The 19,675-nt window shown below is 39.0% G+C and carries 20 protein-coding genes; 15 read left to right on the top strand and 5 right to left on the bottom strand.

Annotated elements, in window-relative coordinates; genetic code table 11:
- Positions 1-469, bottom strand: a 469-nt coding sequence (locus ACLIBG_RS09705; RefSeq protein WP_439312565.1) for a DUF4372 domain-containing protein, incomplete at its 3' end; no start/stop codon positions are given.
- Positions 470-804: 335 nt separating this feature from the next.
- Here ACLIBG_RS09705 and ACLIBG_RS09710 point away from each other — a divergent pair.
- Positions 805-1,251, top strand: coding sequence for a CBO0543 family protein (locus ACLIBG_RS09710; RefSeq protein ID WP_439312566.1), 447 nt, complete (start codon positions 805-807; stop codon positions 1,249-1,251).
- 101 nt (positions 1,252-1,352) lie between these two features.
- On the opposite strand, the gene ACLIBG_RS09715 is transcribed toward ACLIBG_RS09710, so the two are convergent.
- Together ACLIBG_RS09715 and purU are read right to left on the bottom strand one after the other, a co-directional pair.
- Positions 1,353-1,901, bottom strand: coding sequence for a shikimate kinase (locus tag ACLIBG_RS09715; protein ID WP_439312567.1), 549 nt, complete (start codon positions 1,899-1,901; stop codon positions 1,353-1,355).
- A 161-nt stretch (positions 1,902-2,062) separates the two neighbouring features.
- A complete protein-coding gene (gene purU / locus ACLIBG_RS09720; RefSeq protein WP_439312568.1) occupies positions 2,063-2,950 on the bottom strand; it encodes a formyltetrahydrofolate deformylase in 888 nt (295 codons plus the stop codon).
- 328 nt (positions 2,951-3,278) lie between these two features.
- On the opposite strand from purU, the gene ACLIBG_RS09725 reads away from it, so the two are divergent.
- The 14 genes from ACLIBG_RS09725 (at position 3,279) to wrbA (ending at position 17,607) form a co-directional block, all read left to right on the top strand.
- A complete protein-coding gene (locus ACLIBG_RS09725) occupies positions 3,279-3,581 on the top strand; it encodes an urease subunit gamma (protein ID WP_439312569.1) in 303 nt (100 codons plus the stop codon).
- Positions 3,582-3,620: 39 nt separating this feature from the next.
- Entirely contained in the window at positions 3,621-3,944 is a 324-nt protein-coding gene (locus ACLIBG_RS09730) for an urease subunit beta (RefSeq protein ID WP_439312607.1), read from the top strand.
- Positions 3,941-5,659: an urease subunit alpha gene (gene ureC / locus ACLIBG_RS09735; RefSeq protein ID WP_439312570.1), complete on the top strand. Its 1,719-nt coding sequence runs from the start codon at positions 3,941-3,943 to the stop codon at positions 5,657-5,659. The genes ACLIBG_RS09730 and ureC overlap by 4 nt, the downstream gene beginning before the upstream one ends.
- Before the next feature lie 11 nt (positions 5,660-5,670).
- Positions 5,671-6,126, top strand: a complete 456-nt coding sequence (ureE, locus tag ACLIBG_RS09740; RefSeq protein WP_439312571.1) for an urease accessory protein UreE — start codon at positions 5,671-5,673, stop codon at positions 6,124-6,126.
- Positions 6,119-6,805 carry an urease accessory protein UreF gene (locus ACLIBG_RS09745; protein WP_439312572.1) on the top strand — a complete coding sequence of 229 codons (687 nt, stop codon included), beginning with the start codon at positions 6,119-6,121 and terminating at the stop codon, positions 6,803-6,805. The genes ureE and ACLIBG_RS09745 overlap by 8 nt, the downstream gene beginning before the upstream one ends.
- Before the next feature lie 37 nt (positions 6,806-6,842).
- On the top strand, positions 6,843-7,463 hold the full coding sequence (ureG, locus tag ACLIBG_RS09750; RefSeq protein ID WP_439312573.1) for an urease accessory protein UreG: 621 nt from the start codon (positions 6,843-6,845) through the stop codon (positions 7,461-7,463).
- The gene (locus tag ACLIBG_RS09755; protein ID WP_439312574.1) at positions 7,456-8,280 is read left to right on the top strand and encodes an urease accessory protein UreD; all 825 of its coding nucleotides are present in this window, start codon (positions 7,456-7,458) and stop codon (positions 8,278-8,280) included. The genes ureG and ACLIBG_RS09755 overlap by 8 nt, the downstream gene beginning before the upstream one ends.
- Before the next feature lie 143 nt (positions 8,281-8,423).
- Positions 8,424-10,022, top strand: coding sequence for an ABC transporter substrate-binding protein (locus ACLIBG_RS09760; RefSeq protein WP_439312575.1), 1,599 nt, complete (start codon positions 8,424-8,426; stop codon positions 10,020-10,022).
- 671 nt (positions 10,023-10,693) lie between these two features.
- Entirely contained in the window at positions 10,694-11,686 is a 993-nt protein-coding gene (locus ACLIBG_RS09765) for an ABC transporter permease (protein ID WP_439312576.1), read from the top strand.
- Positions 11,686-12,540, top strand: coding sequence for an ABC transporter permease (locus ACLIBG_RS09770; RefSeq protein ID WP_439312577.1), 855 nt, complete (start codon positions 11,686-11,688; stop codon positions 12,538-12,540). The genes ACLIBG_RS09765 and ACLIBG_RS09770 overlap by 1 nt, the downstream gene beginning before the upstream one ends.
- A 4-nt stretch (positions 12,541-12,544) precedes the next feature.
- Positions 12,545-13,993 carry an ABC transporter ATP-binding protein gene (locus tag ACLIBG_RS09775; protein ID WP_439312578.1) on the top strand — a complete coding sequence of 483 codons (1,449 nt, stop codon included), beginning with the start codon at positions 12,545-12,547 and terminating at the stop codon, positions 13,991-13,993.
- A gap of 153 nt (positions 13,994-14,146) precedes the next feature.
- Positions 14,147-14,584: a HicA family toxin-antitoxin system gene (locus ACLIBG_RS09780; RefSeq protein ID WP_439312579.1), complete on the top strand. Its 438-nt coding sequence runs from the start codon at positions 14,147-14,149 to the stop codon at positions 14,582-14,584.
- Positions 14,585-14,717: 133 nt separating this feature from the next.
- On the top strand, positions 14,718-16,367 hold the full coding sequence (locus ACLIBG_RS09785; RefSeq protein WP_439312580.1) for a catalase: 1,650 nt from the start codon (positions 14,718-14,720) through the stop codon (positions 16,365-16,367).
- A 628-nt stretch (positions 16,368-16,995) separates the two neighbouring features.
- Complete coding sequence (gene wrbA / locus ACLIBG_RS09790; RefSeq protein WP_439312581.1) at positions 16,996-17,607, top strand: NAD(P)H:quinone oxidoreductase; 612 nt, start codon at positions 16,996-16,998, stop codon at positions 17,605-17,607.
- Between the two features lie 136 nt (positions 17,608-17,743).
- Here the strand turns inward: wrbA and ACLIBG_RS09795 are convergent, their stop codons facing one another.
- Both ACLIBG_RS09795 and ACLIBG_RS09800 read right to left on the bottom strand, forming a co-directional pair.
- Positions 17,744-18,889: an alpha-hydroxy-acid oxidizing protein gene (locus ACLIBG_RS09795; RefSeq protein ID WP_439312582.1), complete on the bottom strand. Its 1,146-nt coding sequence runs from the start codon at positions 18,887-18,889 to the stop codon at positions 17,744-17,746.
- A 7-nt stretch (positions 18,890-18,896) separates the two neighbouring features.
- Complete coding sequence (locus tag ACLIBG_RS09800) at positions 18,897-19,673, bottom strand: enoyl-CoA hydratase/isomerase family protein (protein WP_439312583.1); 777 nt, start codon at positions 19,671-19,673, stop codon at positions 18,897-18,899.
- Between the last annotated feature and the right edge of the window lie 2 nt (positions 19,674-19,675).

The raw sequence follows: 19,675 nt of genomic DNA on the forward strand, positions 1-19,675 counted from the left end.
CCATGAATACAAGCCGTAAATGTAGTTTGACACCCGCTTTTGTTTTCCGAAACTTCGCCCACTTATAATGCGTTAGATTAAGTGGCAGCGTACTTGAATCAATGATTTTCAATGGCACCCGCTGGGTGCAACTGTGGTGATAACTTTTGATTTGTGCCACCAAATCCATAAAAATTGTCGCAAGAATCGATGGATCCATTTCATTATTTTTACGGGATAACTGCGAAGCACTGATCGATGCAAACCCAAGTTCTTGTTGTAGTTCCCCATTCAAAAGCGCATCACTCATTGCATGCAGACTTTCCGTTTCATGTAGCTGCGCTAGCAGCATCATCTTAATGTAGGAAGCAGTGGTTAACTTCTTTGTGTAATGATCTTGTTTGGTTAAACTTACGTGCTCATCCAATTTTTTAAAATTAATAGGGCTTATCCATTTACCAAATGATGATTTTCGTGTATTCTTGTCCATATCTGTTATCCTTTGTAATGGGATTTGGACAGGAACCACCTGTCTCTCCATTATAAAGGATTTTTTATTGGAGAAAAAGCAAATTACTGATCATTGGGAATATTAGTAATTATTTGTTTTAATTAATGCAACGCTAGTGAATAGGGATATGAAAACTATTTAGAGGAAAAATAATATAGATCCCTTTTATTTAAATCTCGCTTTTTTGTGTAAAATATGCGATTGCTTGGTGGGTGAGTCTTAGAATGAAGTTTGTCCTTGGCTCAATTTTTCTGCAGATAGTTCAACCTTTAATGTTTATAATAACTGCTTCTATACAGGGGAATTGGAAAGCTTTGAAAAAGTATTATCCAACCATTTTGTTTATGATTTGCTTGGATTTCTTTAGTGCCATTTTAATGTACGAGCATCCACTTTGGATGTTTGAAGAATCTCTTTTTCTTCCCAACCATACACTAACTGACTTTTTAATTGCGTTTTTTATGTATCCAACTGTTGTTTTGATTTTCCTTGCCAATTATCCAAAACAGAAGGTGAGACAAACTGGCTGGATCTTATTGTGGGTTGTTATTTTTAGTGTGACTGAATATGTTTCGATTATAACCGGATTAGGGAGTTATTATAACGGCTGGGATTTCGGCTGGTCTATCGCCTTGAACTGTATCATGTTTCCTATATTACGTCTTCACCATAGCAGACCATTATTAGCATGGTTGCTATGTATTCCGATTGCAGCCTTCATAATCATTTATTTTAATTTTCCACTTAAAATGATGAAATAAGAACTGAAGGATTAAATTTAATACTTTTTAATTGAATGAATGTTTCAATTTTGTTTATTAATCGAAATTCAACTTAAACTCTCATCATTTGTTGATTCTTTTTAGTCATACAGCTCCCACGCCAACTTTAATGAGTCGATAATATATGTTGCTGCTTCCTCTTGGTTAAAGTTATCCGTTTCTAAACGTGAATTATGTTCCGAGTAAATTTTTTTCCGTTCGTGAAATAACGTTTCAATATCTTCAATGGAACGATTTTGTAAAACTGGTCGACTATCAACCAGCATATTTAACCGGTCTTTCCAAGATTCCCACGAAATATCCAAATAAAAAACAATTGCATTTTCCATACAAGCTTGTCGAATATCATCTTGCAGAAATGCTCCACCACCTACAGAAATTACTTTCAGACGTTCATTTGTATATTTTAATATGTATTCTTTTTCCTTTTCTCTAAACTTTTGTTCGCCGTACGTTTTAAAAATTTCAGTCGTCGCCATTTGAAATTTTTTTTCGATTTCCGCATCAATGTCAATAAAGCTGCGGTATAGTTTTTCCGCGACGAGTTTTGCTACGGTTGTCTTGCCGACGCCCATAAAGCCGATAAAAACAATGCTTTTTTCACGCAAAGAAATTTCACTATTATTCATTTGAAAGCACCCTCACTTCGTTTATCGGCTTTATTATAATATATTTGTTTAGTTCTGTATATGCTTTTCTTCAAAGCCTGGTAAACGAAGAGGTCATAATATTTAACAATCCTGACAAAGGTAAAAAGTTCTAAAACCATTGTCAGGATTCAAGCTTTACGTTAGCGAAATACAATTGTTTTATTACTTTGAACAATAATGCGGTCTTCTAGATGCCATTTAACAGCTCGTGCAAGTACGCGTCGTTCCACTTGCTGTCCGATTTTCTTTAAGTCGTTTATACGATCGCGGTGATCTACCCGCTCGATGTCTTGTTCGATAATCGGCCCTTCATCTAGATCGTTCGTCACATAGTGGGAAGTTGCTCCAATCAGTTTGACCCCGCGGTCATAAGCACGTTCATATGGTCTTGCACCAATAAATGCCGGTAAAAAGGAATGGTGAATATTAATAATTTGGTTAGGAAAGTGATTGACAAAATTTGGTGTTAAGATTTGCATGTAACGTGCTAGGATAAGAACATCAACTTGGTACTTTTTCATTAGTTGAATTTGTTTTTCCTCGACTTGCTCACGAATATCTTTTCTCGCCGGTATATAGTAGAAGGGTATGCCGAGTGATTCTACGATTGGTCGAGCTGTCTCGTGATTGCTGATAACGACAACAAGCTCCGTATCCAGGTCACCGCTTTGCCATTCCCACAGCAATTCCATTAAGCAATGAACTTCTTTTGAAACATAGATCGCCGTTCGCTTTTTTTTGTCGCTATAAGTAAAGCGATATTCCATGGAAAAAGTGGAGGCCAGCGTTTTAAAGTCATCTTCCAACACTTGACGCTTTTCCTGAAGGCCTTCGGAGTGAAATTCAATTCGAATGAAGAATGTCCCGCCTTCCGGATCACTTGAATATTGGCTGGATTCAATAATATTTGAGTTATGATCATATAAAAATTTGGAAAGAGCCGCCACGATGCCTGGTTTATCAGGGCATTTTACAAGCAATCGTCCTCGATTATTATTAGTATTAATGCTACCTTCATTTACAGCCATTTATCTACATCTCCTATTGCATTTCGTAATCTTATCTATTATATACGAATTTTCTTCTGTTTTAAAACATTATTCATTTCGAGTGGTTGGAACATTATACCCTCCAAATTGCTGATAAACTAACCAAGTAATGAATGAGGCATCTAAATCAATATTATATAATCACCTCGAAATCACGGTAAGTTATTTTTAATCATTTGTTATGAAGCTATGAACGATATTATTTTCATTTCTCAAATTGTTAAAAAGTAGGTTTTTAAATGAAATTTAAGGGAAAACTGATATTTAAGTATAAGATAATAAATAATTACTTTTAGGAGGCTTGTCCGTGCAATTATTACCACGTGAAAAAGATAAGTTACTTATTGTTGTTGCTGCAGATCTTGCTAGAAGGAGAAAAGAACGTGGATTGAAATTAAATCATCCGGAAGCTACTGCTATTATTACATATGAAATGCTTGAAGGTGCAAGAGATGGGAAGACTGTCGCAGAGTTAATGGAATATGGAGCAACCATCTTAAAGCGTGAAGATGTAATGGATGGAGTTGCTGAAATGATTGATGACATACAAGTTGAAGCAACATTCCCGGATGGTACAAAACTCGTGACCGTACACCATCCAATACGTTAAATTGTTTCATCATAAACAGTAGGAAGGAGAATGAATCGTATGCTACCGGGCGAATATATTTTAAAAAATGAAGAAATTATTATTAATGAAAATGATGAAAGCATAGAAGTATTTGTAATAAATAAAGGCGACCGACCAATACAAGTAGGCTCTCACTATCACTTTTATGAGGTAAATGACGCATTGTATTTTAATCGTGATGTTGCTTATGGTAAACGATTGAACATCCCGGCCGGAGCCGCAGTTAGATTTGAGCCAGGCGATGAAAAGGAAGTTCAACTCATTGATTATGGAGGCGAAAGAAAAATTCATGGTTTTCATAATAAAGTAGAAGGCCCATTGAAAGGTAGGGATAACACATGAGTTTTAAGATGACGAGAGAACAATATGCACAAATGTATGGCCCGACAACAGGGGATTCCGTTCGGTTGGCAGATACAGATTTATATATTCAAGTAGAAAAAGACTATACTAAATATGGAGAAGAAGTTGTATTTGGTGGAGGCAAGGTAATCCGTGATGGAATGGGTCAACACCCTTTAATTACACGGGAAGAAGATGAGCGTGTGCCAGATACAGTGATTACAAATGCGCTTATTTTAGACTATACAGGTATTTATAAAGCGGATATTGCCATTCGCGACGGGAAAATATCGATGATTGGAAAAGCGGGAAATCCATTAGTGCAAGATAAGGTCGACATTATCATTGGTGCAAGCACAGAGATCATTTCCGGTGAGGGAAGAATTGTGACAGCAGGTGCAATCGATACGCACGTGCACTTTATTAATCCAGACCAATTTGATGTTGCGTTGTCAGCTGGAACGACAACATTAGTTGGCGGAGGAGCAGGTCCCGGTGCTGGTTCAAGAGCGACAACGGCAACACCTGGTCCGTGGCATATAGAGCAAATGTTAGGTGCGCTGGAAGATGCACCGATTAATGTTGGTTTAACCGGAAAAGGACATGCTGCAGCTAGAGGCCCATTAGCAGAACAAATAATGGCAGGTGCAATTGGTTTAAAGATCCACGAAGACTGGGGAGCAACCCCATCTGTAATCGACCACGCATTAGCAGTCGCAGATGAATTTGATGTTCAAATCGCACTTCACGCAGATACACTAAATGAAAGTGGCTTTTTTGAAGATACGATGGCAGCAATTAAAGATCGTGTGATTCATATGTACCATACGGAAGGGGCAGGTGGAGGACATGCTCCTGACTTAATTAAGTCTGCAGGCTATATGAACGTTTTACCAGCGTCAACCAACCCAACACTACCATACACTGTAAACACAATTGATGAACACTTAGATATGGTAATGGTGGCACACAACTTGAATCCATCCGTTCCTGAGGATATTGCGTTTGCTGACTCTAGAATTCGTAATGAATCCATTGCAGCAGAAGATGTTTTACAAGATATGGGTGTTTTTAGTGTGACGAGTTCAGATGCACAAGCGATGGGCCGAATTGGAGAAGTTGCTTTACGTACGTGGCAAACAGCTCACAAAATGAAGCATCAGCTCGGTTCGATGGAAGGCGACGGAGAGTATAATGACAATAATCGTGCAAAACGTTATGTTGCGAAATACACCATCAATCCTGCAATCGCACATGGTATGGATGATTATATAGGTTCGATTGAAGTTGGAAAGATGGCTGACTTAGTTTTATGGGAACCGAAATTTTTCGGAGCGAAACCAGAAATGATAGTGAAAAACGGCATGGTTGTACAAAGCTTGATGGGGGATCCGAACGCAACGATTCCAACACCGCAACCAATGATTTATCGCCCAATGTTTGCAGCGATGGGAAAAGGGTTGAAAAACAGTTCGATTACTTTCGTTTCACAATATGCTTATGATAACGATATTAAAGGTAGATTAGGCTTACAGAAGATGGTCTTACCTGTACATAATATTCGTAATCTGACGAAAAAAAATATGAAATTAAATGATGCAACACCGGATATCGACGTCGATCCACAAACATATGAAGTGAAAATCGATGGAGAAGTAATTTCATGCGATCCTGTTGATGTCGTACCAATAGGGCAACGTTATTTCTTATTCTGAGGTGAAAAGCAATGATTATAGAAGAAATCGTAGCAAATATAGACGATTTGGATGCAACTGAATTAGAAAAGCGCCATAAAGAAAAAGTGTATTTAGAGAGTGCGCATTTAATGAAACGGATTCAGCGTGTTAAGACGGACCATAACCGTGAACTAGGTATTCGACTAAAAAATCCAAAAGACTTAGAAGCGGGCGATGTGCTATTTATGGATGACGAAAATATGATTATTATTGATGTGCTGTCAGATGATCTACTCGTGATTCGCCCACGCAATATGAATGAAATGGGGACGATTGCTCACGAATTGGGAAATCGTCACTTACCAGCTCAGTTTGATGAGGATGCCATGCTTGTCCAATACGACTATCTTGTAGAAGAATTGCTGCTAGAAATGAACATTCCATTTGCTCGTGAAGAGCGTAAAGTAGAAAAACCTTTTCGTCATATTGGTCATAGCCATGATTAATAATACGTTATCTTTATTCCAACTGTGTGACTCGAACTTTCCAAATGGGGCATTCAGTCAGTCATTTGGGTTGGAAACATATATTCAAATAGACATTGTTCATGATGCCGATAGTTTTTTAGAATGGCTTGAAGTATACGTAAAGGAACAGCTTACACATGCAGATGGATTGGCAGTACGACTCGTATATGAAGCACTTGAAGAAGATGACTTGGACACTGTCTGGGAGCTTGATCGCCTTCTACGCGTACAAAATTTAGCACGCGAATCAAGAGAAGGGACGCAGCGAATGGGAGATGGAATGCTTCATATCGCAACATCAATTTATGAATCGGATTTATTAAAAATGTATCGAAATCGAGTCCGTGATAAACGGGCATTCGGACATCCAGCCATTGTGTTTGCGATTGCTGGATATCATTTGCAAGTCGATAAAGAAACAACAATTTCGTATTATTTGTATTCAACGATTGTTGGTCTCGTCCAAAACGCGGTTCGAGCAATTCCATTAGGGCAAACAACGGGACAAAAAATCATTCATTCATTTCAAGCACAATTACAAGAGGCAACAAATAAGATTATGCAATTGGATGAGACTGAATTAGGGGTTGTTTCACCAGGTTTAGAATTATCTCAAATGCAACACGAGCGGGTCGGTATTCGAATTTTCAGCTCATAAATGAATTGATGTAGATAGAAAAGGGGATGTAGATAAGATGGAACCAATTAGAATTGGAGTTGGCGGCCCTGTAGGTGCAGGGAAGACGATGTTAGTCGAGAAAATTACGCGCGCTTTACAGGATGATGTAAGTATGGCTGTCATCACGAACGACATTTATACGAAAGAAGATGCAAAGTTTTTAGTAGATAATGGCGTATTGGCCGAGAACCGTATTGTAGGGGTAGAAACTGGCGGTTGTCCACATACAGCAATTCGAGAAGACGCTTCGATGAATTTTGCCGCAATTGACGAAATCAAAGAACAACATCCGGATGTAGAATTGATTTTTGTTGAAAGTGGCGGTGATAATTTAGCGGCGACATTTAGTCCGGAATTAGTTGATTTCTCAATTTATATTATCGACGTAGCTCAAGGGGAAAAAATTCCACGAAAAGGCGGACAAGGAATGATCAAGTCTGATTTATTTATTATTAATAAAACAGATTTAGCCCCTTACGTTGGCGCAAGCTTGGAAGTAATGGAAGCTGATACACAAGTATTCCGTGGTGATAAACCTTTCATCTTTACGAATTTAAAAGATGATACAGGACTGGATGAAGTCGTAAATTGGATAAATGAACATGCTTTATTAAAAGGGTTAGGTCAAGATGTCTAATTGGACAGGTGTTCTGGAACTTGACATGGAAAATCGTCAAGGAAGAACGGTCGCGAAAAATGTGTACTATAAGGGTGCATTCAAAGTAATGCGCCCTATTTATCACAACAACGGGAATATCCCCTGTTACTACTTGTTAAATCCAGGTGGCGGTTTTTTAGATGGAGATTCCTATCGCATGAATATCACATTAGAAGAAGCAGCTGCGTTAACGTTGACGACACAATCTTCAACAAAGGTTTATAAAACACCGAACGAACAAGTATATCAAGAAGCGAATTTTCATCTAAAGAAAGATAGTTATTTAGAATATATTCCGGATGCGTTAATCGCTTATGAACATGCTAGGTATTTCCAATTAAACACGATACATATGGAAGAAGGAGCCACATTACTATATTCGGATATTTTAACACCAGGTTGGTCGCCCAAAGAAATCCAATTTAGTTATGATATGCTTCGGCTGAAAACGGAAATTTATTTAGAAAATGAACTAGTCGCTTTTGATCATATTAAGCTAGAACCGGATACACAACAAATGACTGGATTAGGTTTTATGGAAGGATACACACATCTAGGTTCATTTATTGTTGTTGGGGAGAAGACAGACAGTGCGTTACTCGATCGTTTGTACGAAACAATTCAAGTGTGCGAAGGGGACTTTTCTTTTGGCTTATCTCAGTTAACAGTACCCGGATTTACCATTCGAATTATGGCAAATTACACGCAAGTGATCGAACAAATAATTACTGCTTGTCACCATGTCATCTCTGAAGAATGGTATCAAACAAAACCAAGCTTCTTAAGAAAGTACTAGTTTATACCCGACAATTAGTGGGAGTTGTCGGGTATTATGTGTGATAGAGCTTCATGGGCAAATGAATTTTATTACATATTTCCCTAATCCAACAGTATAATTAATCAGACAATTTCCGTATATTTAGGTAGGGAGCGAACGATATGAAAAGAATAGCTTTATATTTTTTGATTAGTATTTTAGTAGTGTTAAGCGCTTGTTCAGACGATAACGACACCAGTACAACTACAGAGAATGGCGATGCTAAAAAGGATGAATTAATTTTATCAATTGGCGGCGAAGTAGATGATGGATTCGACCCGACGACAGGCTGGGGGTTATATGGTTCTCCATTGTTCCAAAGTACGTTGTTAACATACGATCAGGATTTTAATGTTCAACATGATCTTGCAACTAATTATGAAGTGAGTGAAGATGGGTTAACGTATACGTTTGAATTGCGTGATGATGTTTTGTTTTCAGATGGTGAAAAACTAACAGCTGAAGATGTAGTATTTACATATGCAACTGCGCAAGAAAGTGGCTCAGTCCTTGATTTAAGTAATCTTAAACAAGTGGAAGCAATGGAAGCCTTTCAAGTTGAATTTACACTGGAGCACCCTGACTCAACATTTATAACGTTATTAGCAACTACAGGTATCGTACCAAAGCACGCATACGACGAAACGTATAATGAAAACCCAATTGGTTCCGGACCATATCAATTAGTTCAGTGGGACAAAGGTGAACAGTTAATTGTTGAAGCAAACCCGAATTATTATGGCAACATATCACAATTTAAAAAGCTGACGTTCCTATTTTATGAAGAAGACGCAGCGTTTGCTGCAGCGAAGGCAGGAAAAGTTGATGTCGTTGCGATTACACCAGGATTTGCAACACAAGAAGTCGGCGGTATGGACTTAGTTGAATTAGACACCATCGATAACCGTGGAATTGTATTTCCATTCGTTGAAGAAGGTGAAGAGACAGAAGACGGGGTACCAATCGGAAATGATGTAACGTCTGATAAAGCGATTCGAAAAGCGATTGACGTAGGTATTGATCGTGAAGCATTAGTAGAAGGTGTACTAAATGGATTTGGTACGAAGGCATTTTCTGTTGCCGATCATTTACCATGGTGGAATGCGGAAACGGAAATCAAGGATGCGGACATTAAAAAAGCGAAGCAAATTTTAGATGACGCAGGTTGGGAACAAAATGAAGAAGGCATTCGTGTCAAAGGTAATTTAGAAGCATCGTTCGATTTATTGTATCCATCCGGAGATGACATTCGTCAATCTTTATCATTAGCCGTCGCTGATCAATTAAAAGAACTTGGTATTGAAGTAAGAACGAAAGATCAAAATTGGGCTAATTTAGAGAATACAATGTACTCCAACCCTGTCATGATGGGGTGGGGAAGCCATGATCCAATCGAGATGTATAACATTTATAGTAGTAAAACACGTGGAAAAGGTTTTTATAACATAAATTATTATTCTAACCCTGTCGTAGATAAACACATGGAAGAAGCCATGCGCTCAACAACACAGGAAGAAGCAAATGGACATTGGAAAAAAGCGCAATGGGATGGGGAAACAGGATTTTCAGCAAAAGGAGATGCTCCTTGGGTTTGGTTAGTGAACGTAAATCATATATACTTAGTTAATGAAAATCTTGATATAGGAGAACAAAGAGTACAGCCACACGGTCACGGCTGGCCGATAACAGATTTTATCAATGATTGGAAATGGAAAGAGTAAACAAATAGGAGTTTTTTTAAAGATATAAGAAAGTTTAAAATCTTGGCGCATAGCTGTCTAGCTTCGACGTACAAATCTTTACGGTGGGACGAAAGCGTAGCTACAGTCCCAGGATGTTCTAGTGCAATCTTTTCGGTGGGGCGAGCATTTATGCGCAGTCCCAGGACGTGGCGTTCTAAGCCTGCTAGCCCAGAAACTAGGCGACTTCCCGTAGCGCCTTACGATAAAGAAGACTTTCCGATTGGCTTTAGACAGAGGCTTAGTCGCACTTATGCCCTTGGGTGAAAGTCATCATCGATTCGGTAAGGCAAAGGAAGGCCGACTAAAAACGGGCTTTGCGCCCAACTCACGTATCCCCTATGAAGGGGCATGATTCCTTTATCTCAGAGTATATGGGAATGTTCGATTAAAACCGCCACTTTGCGTGGCGACATCGAACCACCAGCTATGAGCTGGCGCAGTCGCTACGTTTCTAGGCAGGGCGCTAGCGCTTTTCTTAAAGAAGATCCTTATACATAGCGCATCGTAGAAATGCGGTGGTCTTGCTGCAATAACTTATCATAGAAAAAAACGAGGCATTGCATGTAAGTAATATCCTGCATGTTAATTCGAAGATAGATGGTTTATTAAAAAGAAATCAATCAGGGGTAGAGAAGGGAAAGTGGGGTAGTATGTCAGTTAATCGAATAAGCCAATTTATTATTCGTAACGCGTTAAAATTAATAACGTTACTCATTGCAGTTAGCATTCTATCCTTTACTCTCATTAGTTTTTCACCAGTTGACCCTATTCAATCATACATTGGCGCGGAGATGAACCGGGTGAGTCCGGAACAAAGGGAAAATATTGCGGAATATTGGGGATTGAATGAGCCAAAAGTACAGCAATTTTTAAATTGGGGCAAAGTGGTCATACAGGGGGATTTGGGTATATCACTATTATACCGTAGCCCGGTAATCAACGTAATTAGTGAACGATTCTTTGCCTCCATCGCATTAATGGCAATTGCCTGGGTGTTTTCCGGTGTGTTCGGTTTTGTGTTAGGAATCATCGCAGGAATGAAACATGGGACGTGGATCGACAGAATAATAAAAGCATATTGTTTCACCCTTGCGTCGACACCGGCATTTTGGGTCGGCCTTTTGTTGTTAAGTGTTTTTGCTGTATCGTTAGGTTGGTTACCAATTGGATTAGGTTCTCCCGCAGGTGTGCTTGCGGACCAAGTAACGCTTGTAGATAGATTACGTCATCTCGTTTTACCTGCCGTTACGTTAAGTATATTAGGCGTTCAGAATGTTGCATTGCATACGAGGCAAAAATTAATTGATGTGCTTAAAAGTGAATATGTCCGATTTGCCCAAGCAAAAGGCGAATCGGGGTTTACTTTGCTATGGAGACACGGATTGAGAAATGTGTCTTTACCGGCTGTTTCTTTACACTTTGCTTCATTTGGAGAATTATTTGGTGGCACAGTAATTGTTGAGGAAGTTTTCTCCTATCCAGGATTAGGCCAAGCGATTGTGCAAGCTGGATTAGGAAGTGATGTCCCTTTATTATTAGGCATCGTTTTATTTAGTACGGTGTTAGTATTTACGGGAAATTTACTCGCCGATTTAATCTATCGAATGATTGACCCACGCCTTCGAAAGGATTGGGGGATGTAATGGTAGAACAAACGATGAAGAGGAAAAAGTCTTTTGCGACAAACATTAGAAAACGTACCATAATCATTATTGTAGGCGCCGCTATCTTTTTAGTAATACTAATTGGAAGTGGAATGTTCATTGATTCCGAAAGCATTACGTTAGATATTCTTGCCAAAAATGAAGCGCCTTCGTGGCAACATGTCTTTGGCACAGATTGGCTAGGACGTGATATGTTGTTACGCACGCTAAAGGGGTTGACACTTAGTTTTTTGGTCGGTATTATAGCGGCATTTTCCAGTACGATACTCGCTTTACTGTTAAGTTTAGTTGCTTCATGGAATAAGCTTGCGGACACGATTGTGACGTGGTTAATAGATTTATTTCTTAGTGTACCACATCTTGTTACATTGATTTTAATTTCGTTTGTTTTTGGTGGAGGATTTAAAGGAGTTGTGATTGGACTTGCTTTAACGCACTGGCCGGCATTAGCTCGTTTATTCCGTGCTGAAATCATGCAAGTAAAAACAGCTGAATATGTGGCAGTTTCAAAGAAATTGGGAAAAACGAAATGGTGGATTGCGCGGCATCACTTTATGCCTCATTTAATTCCACAACTTGTAATCGGATTTATATTATTATTCCCACATGCAATTTTACATGAAGCGGCGATCACCTTTTTAGGGTTCGGCTTATCTTCAGAAAGCCCCGCTATTGGAATTATTTTATCCGAATCAATGCAATACTTATCGATTGGATTATGGTGGTTAGCCTTTTTTCCTGGATTGATGCTATTGTTGATGATTGGTATTTTTGATGCACTTGGACGTAACATTCGTTTATTAATGGATCCGTTTGATGGGTCTAGGGGGTGAGAGGATGCTGCAAGCGAAAACACCATTACTTGAAGTGAAGGATTTTGCATTAACGTTTCGTCAATTTGAACGTGGATTGCGTGAGGCCGAGTTAACCGTTATTCATAAACTTAATTTTTTAATTCATGAAGGTGAAATCGTTGCTGTAGTTGGTGCAAGTGGTTCCGGAAAAAGCTTATTAGCGGATGCGATTTTAGGTATTTTACCTAACCATGCCGAAACGACCGGAACGCTCAACTACCGTGGTAAGCCTTTAACGAAAAATCGTCAAAAGAAGCTACGCGGCAAAGAAATTTCGCTTATCCCTCAATCTGTTAATGCGCTAGATCCGTTAATGAAAACAGGAAAACAAGTGGAGACGACAATTCATACAAAAAATAAACGGGTAACACAGCAAGCGATTTTTAACAAAGTTGGCTTAGGAAAAGAAGTAGGCGATAAATATCCATTTGAATTATCAGGAGGGATGCAGCGGCGCGTTCTTGCAGCCACAGTGTTGGGTACAGAAAGTAAGCTGATTATAGCTGATGAACCTACACCTGGACTTGATCCCAAGTCACTTGCTGAAACAGTTCACGAAATGAAACGGTTAGTGACGAGAGATAAAGCGATGATGCTAATTACGCATGATATCGACGTTGCTTTACAACTTGCAAATAAAATTGTCGTATTTAATGAAGGGAAAACGATTGAAGTTGCATCTGTTGAGCAATTTACGAATGAAGGGGAACGGCTCCAACATCCGTACACCAAAGTGTTGTGGAACGCATTACCACAAAATAATTTCACTGCACCCAAAAAGTCTGTTCAAGGTGATATAAAAAACATGTCATTACAACAGTCTCCACGCGAATTAGTAGTAAAGCAGCTTAGTTACAAGTATCCTAATAGCACATTCTTATTTAAAGATCTTGATTTGACGTTGAAATCAGGAGAAGTAGTTGGGTTATTTGGTACGAGTGGTTCAGGTAAATCAACATTGGCACAAATAATGAGCGGATATAAACAGCAAGTGATGGGAAAAGTAACAATTGATGGCGGTGAAATTCCAGTTCGTTCGGTTCATCCTGTCCAACTAATAGGGCAGCATCCTGAACGAGTAATTAATCCAAGGTGGCGAATGCGTCGGATGTTAGAAGAAGTAGGAGAAATCGATATGGAGTTGATTCAAGCATTAGGAATCAAAGAAACGTGGCTATCACGCTGGCCGAGCGAATTATCGGGGGGAGAATTACAACGGTTTTGTCTAGCGCGTGCTTTGACAGGGGAAGTAGAGTTTTTAATCGCGGATGAAATAACGACGATGCTGGATGCAGTTACACAAGCGGAAATATGGCAGACAGCACTACACATTACGAAAACACGGAATATAGGTGTTTTGGCAATTAGTCATGATGTGCATTTGTTAAACCGAATCTCAGATCGAACCATCGATTTTGCAGAGATTACATAGTTATTTTGAAGTTTTATCTAAAAAGAGGCATAAATTAGCTGGAAATAAGGAATGTATTAAATAACTTATGTTCATTAACGTGCTATGTAAGCATGTATTTGCACAGAAATAGTGTGGTTAATAAACGCATTAAATATTATAGGAGGTGTTTTAGTGGTTGACAATTTTGAGGTAGATTCGAAATATAAAGCAAGACCATATGAACGGCATGAGTTTAAATTAGTCATTGATGGAAAGTATTATAAGGGGGATTATCATGGAGGTGAAATTCATTGGTTGAACCCACATCCAAAACAAGTCGTGTCGAAAAGCGAATTACGTGCACTAGAACATGAAGTATACGAATTGTTAGGTGAACATGGGGTAAGAGACGATACAGATAACATCGAAATTGAATCCCTTGAAAATAACCAATCTCGTAAGATGCATATGTTCAAACTGAAAATTCAAGGCGAAGAATTTAAAGGTACTTTCCGCCATGGATATATCGAATGGTTTCACCCAAAGCCGGTATTAAAATTAAAGGGCGACCGAGTTGAAAAAATCGAGGCAAAAGTCAAAGAAAAGATGAATGAAAAATTTGCAGAATAATAGACGTGTCCCAATTATAAGTTGGGATCACGTTTTTTTTACTTAGATCCCCTTTTTTATACGCATAAACTAGAGCAGGAAGGTGACAATACTTTTAGGTATATAGGAACTAGACAAAAAGGAGGCCTTTTGATTGGCTAATCAACAAGATAAAAATACATCCAAAGCAACAAATGGTGAACGTGACATATTAACGACGCGTCAAGGACGACCTGTCGAGGATAATCAAAACATACGCACAATCGGGGACCGGGGTCCAGCTACATTAGAAAATTATCATTTCATCGAGAAAATGTCGCATTTTGATCGCGAAGAAGTGCCGGAAAGAGTCGTCCATGCGAGAGGGACAGGAGCTTTTGGTTATTTCGAAACGTATGGGAAGGTAGGAGAGGAGCCGGTTGAAAAATATACACGTGCGAAAGTGTTTTCAAACCCCGGAAAAAAGACGCCGTTAATGGTTCGATTCTCCACTGTTGCGGGTGCAAAGGATTCACCTGAAACAGCACGAGACCCTAGAGGGTTTGCGATAAAAATGTATACAGAAGATGGCAATTGGGATCTTGTCGGTAATCATTTGAAGATATTTTTTATTCGTGATGCGATGAAATTTCCGGATATGATCCATGCCTTCAAACCAGATCCATCTTCGAATGTTCCGAATCCCCAACGGATGTTTGATTTTGTGTCCAGAACGCCTGAGGCCACTCATATGATTACCTTCTTATTTTCTCCTTGGGGCATTCCAGCGACGTATCGTCATATGCAAGGATCTGGTGTGAATACTTATAAATGGGTGAATGCTGATGGGGATGCTGTGTTAGTAAAATATCACTGGGAGCCGAAAGAAGGAATTCGTAATTTAACTCAAGAAGAAGCGGATAACATACAAGCTAAAAATGTCGGACATGCGACACAGGATTTGTACGAAGCAATTGAACGTGGCGACTATCCTGAGTGGGAGTTATTCGTGCAAATCATGTCGGACGAGTATCATGAGGAGCTTGATTTTGATCCACTAGACGATACAAAATTATGGCCAGAAGATAAATTTCCTTGGTTGGCAGTTGGTCGAATGGTACTAAATGAAAACCCTGTTGACTTCCATTCTGAAATTGAACAGGCTGCTTTTGGGACAGGTGTGCTTGTCGATGGGATGGATTTTTCAGATGATAAAATGTTACAAGGACGTACTTTTTCTTATTCCGATACGCAACGTTATCGTGTCGGTTCTAACTACTTACAATTACCTGTTAACGCTCCAAAAACGCCAGTACGAACAAATCAACGCCGTGGGCAAATGGATTTTCGTAAGTCTGAAGACTTTGCTGATAATCCGCATATTAACTATGAGCCTTCCATGCTCGGTGGTTACGAAGAGTTAGGTGAAAATAAGTATCCACCTCATCGCCCGGAATATAATGCTAAAGCAATGAGTGCACCGATTGATCGACCGAATAATTATGGACAAGCAGGCGACACGTATCGAAGTTTTGAGGACTGGGAACGTGATGAATTAATTAACAATTTGGCTGATGCACTAGCGGTATGCGATAAAAAGATACAAGAGACAATGATTGACCATTTCACAAAAGCCGATCAGGATTATGGTAAACGGGTAAAGGAAAGCATGGAGAAACAAATAGCTGCAATGAAAGACATGCAACAAAAACAGCCCGACATTGGCCGTGCATCTGGACAGACTAAATATGGCCAAGGTTCTTCCGATGCAAATAAAGCGACAAAAGAAGCAGTAGAAAAGGGGCGAGAATCCGATCCGTATTAAAGAGTATAGTTGTTTAAAATAAATAATCCGTACATTAATGCATTTGTGAGTCCCCGTATATTAACATCAGTAACAGTAGCGGCAGACGTACTTCTTGTAGTAAGCAAGAAATCGGTAAGATCCTACTTGGCAAAAAAATTTGGCATACTAGAACCGGTCTTTGCAATCAATTCACGTGTCTTCTCTAGGGAAAAAGACTTACTGTTCGCTTCATGCGACTATTCAGTGAACGCCCCTTGTCAAGATCCGGTTTTTAGTAGCCGTATAATGTAATCTACATTTATAAATAATCAAGTAATGGTTGACACTTTTTAATCAGTATTATACAATTAATTTATCTCGAATTCGAGATAAAGAATGAAATCATGTGTATGAAAAGTATAGAACTATATGGAAAGGTTGTTTTTTGGAGAGTATGGAAATGCCTGTTTAATTGTTCAAAACAATTAATGTAGCATGCAGTTTATTTAAATATATACATCTTGAATTAATGATTTTCTATTTTGTTGGCTAAAGTTTGTTTAGCTAAATGGGCGTTGAATGGATCGTATAAGATGTGGGAAAAAAGAAAAGATAAAAAAGGTAGTATAAATGACAACTTTATGGTGAATCGAAGGAGACGGATATTATGTCAAATGTAAAAGTAGCTGTAGTTTTTTATAGCATGGGTGGAACAAATTATCAATTAGCTAAATGGGCAGAAGAAGGCGCGAAAGAAGCAGGTGCCGAGGTAAGGGTATTAAAGGTGCAGGAATTAGCTCCAGATTCAGTAATTGAAGGAAATGAACTATGGAAATCTACGGTTGAAGCAACGAAAAATGTTCCATTAGTAACATCAGATGATGTAGAGTGGGCAGATGCTATTATTTTCAGTACACCAACACGCTTTGGGAATATGGCATCTCAAATGAAACAATTTTTGGATACACAAGGTGGTTTATGGGGAAGTGGGAAGACAATTAATAAAGTTGTGAGTGCCATGTCTTCAGCACAGAATCCACATGGTGGACAAGAAGCAACAATTTTATCTTTATATACTTCAATGATGCACTGGGGTGCTATTATTGTTCCACCGGGATATTCAGATTCAGCAATCTTTACTGCAGGAGGAAATCCTTACGGAACGAGTGTTACAGTCGATCAATCTGGTAAGATGGTTGAAGATGTAGAAGCCGCAGCAAAACATCAAGCTAAACGCACAGTGACAGTAACGGAATGGGTTAAAAAAGGAAATCAATAAATAAAGTAAGAAAATTAATTTTAAGAAATTACAAAAGAAAAAACCGATGGATCCCACTTCTAAATGAGTGGGATTTTACGGCTTCAGGATATTTACATAAAGTAACTTAATGCAGGCAACAAATACCCTCAATTGGTTATACAATCATCAATTGTTGTACATCATTTATGCTCGTTGCTCCTGCTAGGGAGATGGATACTTTTGTTTGCTGAATGAATTGCTCGAGTACTTTTCCAACGCCGTTTTGGCCATCAAGTGCAAGTCCGTAAACATAAGGCCGACCAATCAATACAGCATCCGCACCTAATGCAATTGCTTTTACTACATCTGTACCACGGCGAATACCACTGTCGAGCAAAATGGGTATTTTCCCCGCAACAGCTTCCGCAATAGCAGGAAGTGTCTCTATACTGGAAATGACACCATCTAGCTGACGGCCGCCGTGATTCGATACGATAATTCCGTCGATGCCATTAGCAATTGCTTCACGGGCATTTTCCGGATGTAATATTCCTTTTAGCAAAATGGGCAAATTCGATTGTTCTTTCAATCGTTTCACATGCTCCCAGTTTAAGCTCGGGTGGTAGATGTTTTCAAGAATGCTTTTAATTATCGCGGTGTCACCTTCTTCAGACAAATGCTTTAAAAATACTTCATCTGTTTCATAATTTGCTTTTCCGAATCCTTCCTTTAAAGGAGAAAAACGGTTGCCCATATCTTTTTCCCGCCAGCCAAACATGAACGTGTCAACCGTCAGTACGATAGCTTCATATCCAAGATTTTCTGCGCGTTTTGCCATGCTGAAAGTAATTGCTTCATTATTTGACCAATATAATTGAAACCATTTAGGGCTATCTGGTACCGCTTTAGATACCTCTTCTATAATAGAATAGCTAGATACTGTGCTTTGAATAACAGGAACTTGCAGATTTGCCGCTGCTTTGGCAACTGCTAGCTCCCCATTTTCATGTGCGATCTTCAACATACCGACAGGTGCAAGCAAAAAAGGGTGCGCGTACGTTTTTTCGAATAATTTGATTGTAGTATCAACGTTTGAAACATCCTTTAGAAGGTTGGGAACGATAGAGAAAGAAGCAAAAGCATCTGTGTTTTTGCGCAATGTCTCCTCAGCGCTTGCTCCGGATTGGATATAGTCAAAAGCGGGAGGACATAGTTTATCTTTTGCTTCAGCTTCCAGTTGTTCAAATGTACAGGGAAAATTATCTGCAACGTTCATACCTTTTATTAAGGAGTCTATTTCATTTATTAGTACCAAAGTCATTCACTCCTCATCGAAATTGAGGTTTTCTTTTTTCTAGAAACGCCTCAATGCCTTCTTTGTAATCTTCTGACATAAATGACTCTAGAATTAAGTTGGAAATATGCTCTGATTCATTAGTTGCCCCATCATTAATTGCTTGAAGGACTTGCTTTATCCCACTATTAGCAACGGATGACTTCGCGATGATTCGGCCAGCAAATGCAATGCATTTTTCTTCAATTTCATTCGCTGGATGAACAAAATCAATTAAACCAATTTCCAAGCCCTCTTCAGCTGTAATGAGCTTTGCTGTATAAAGCAATTCTTTTGTATTGGACAGACCAATCAAATTAAGCAGGCGCTTAGTACTTGTCAAGTTGTATACAATGCCGATGTTTGCAGCTGTAATTCCAAGTTTGCTTTCTGGTGTGGCAAAGCGGAAGTCACACGCATTAGCCAGTTCAAGTCCACCGCCAATGGCCAACGTTTGAATGAGTGCAATTGTTGGTTTTGGAAAACGATAAAGCTTTTCAATCGCTTCGAGAGCGGTATCGTTATACGCTTTTGCCTGTTTAGGAGCGGAACGTATCTCCAAAAATTCACTAATATCGGCACCTGCAGAGAAAGCCGTTTCATCGACACCTCGAACGAGTAATAATTTAATAGCTTCATTTTCTTTTAGTTCATCCAATAAGTTTGCAAGCTGCTTGAACATTGCAAGTGTGATGGAATTCTTTTTTATCGAACGATTGATTACTATTGTTGCAATGGCTTCGTTTACTTCTACATATAAATTTTTTGTCATCA

Origin of the sequence: Virgibacillus sp. W0181 (assembly GCF_051846915.1) — a bacterium.
Lineage (GTDB): Bacteria > Bacillota > Bacilli > Bacillales > Amphibacillaceae > JBPYCR01.

Bases quoted from the DNA above. Each gene is read 5' to 3' on its own strand.
- ACLIBG_RS09715 (WP_439312567.1), bottom strand. From the start codon at position 1,901: ATGAATAATAGTGAAATTTCTTTGCGTGAAAAAAGCATTGTTTTTATC.
- purU (WP_439312568.1), bottom strand. From the start codon at position 2,950: ATGGCTGTAAATGAAGGTAGCATTAATACTAATAATAATCGAGGACGA.
- ACLIBG_RS09730 (WP_439312607.1), top strand. From the start codon at position 3,621: ATGCTACCGGGCGAATATATTTTAAAAAATGAAGAAATTATTATTAAT.
- ureC (WP_439312570.1), top strand. From the start codon at position 3,941: ATGAGTTTTAAGATGACGAGAGAACAATATGCACAAATGTATGGCCCG.
- ureE (WP_439312571.1), top strand. From the start codon at position 5,671: ATGATTATAGAAGAAATCGTAGCAAATATAGACGATTTGGATGCAACT.
- ACLIBG_RS09745 (WP_439312572.1), top strand. From the start codon at position 6,119: ATGATTAATAATACGTTATCTTTATTCCAACTGTGTGACTCGAACTTT.
- ureG (WP_439312573.1), top strand. From the start codon at position 6,843: ATGGAACCAATTAGAATTGGAGTTGGCGGCCCTGTAGGTGCAGGGAAG.
- ACLIBG_RS09755 (WP_439312574.1), top strand. From the start codon at position 7,456: ATGTCTAATTGGACAGGTGTTCTGGAACTTGACATGGAAAATCGTCAA.
- ACLIBG_RS09760 (WP_439312575.1), top strand. From the start codon at position 8,424: ATGAAAAGAATAGCTTTATATTTTTTGATTAGTATTTTAGTAGTGTTA.
- ACLIBG_RS09765 (WP_439312576.1), top strand. From the start codon at position 10,694: ATGTCAGTTAATCGAATAAGCCAATTTATTATTCGTAACGCGTTAAAA.
- ACLIBG_RS09770 (WP_439312577.1), top strand. From the start codon at position 11,686: ATGGTAGAACAAACGATGAAGAGGAAAAAGTCTTTTGCGACAAACATT.
- ACLIBG_RS09775 (WP_439312578.1), top strand. From the start codon at position 12,545: ATGCTGCAAGCGAAAACACCATTACTTGAAGTGAAGGATTTTGCATTA.
- wrbA (WP_439312581.1), top strand. From the start codon at position 16,996: ATGTCAAATGTAAAAGTAGCTGTAGTTTTTTATAGCATGGGTGGAACA.
- ACLIBG_RS09795 (WP_439312582.1), bottom strand. From the start codon at position 18,889: ATGACTTTGGTACTAATAAATGAAATAGACTCCTTAATAAAAGGTATG.
- ACLIBG_RS09800 (WP_439312583.1), bottom strand. From the start codon at position 19,673: ATGACAAAAAATTTATATGTAGAAGTAAACGAAGCCATTGCAACAATA.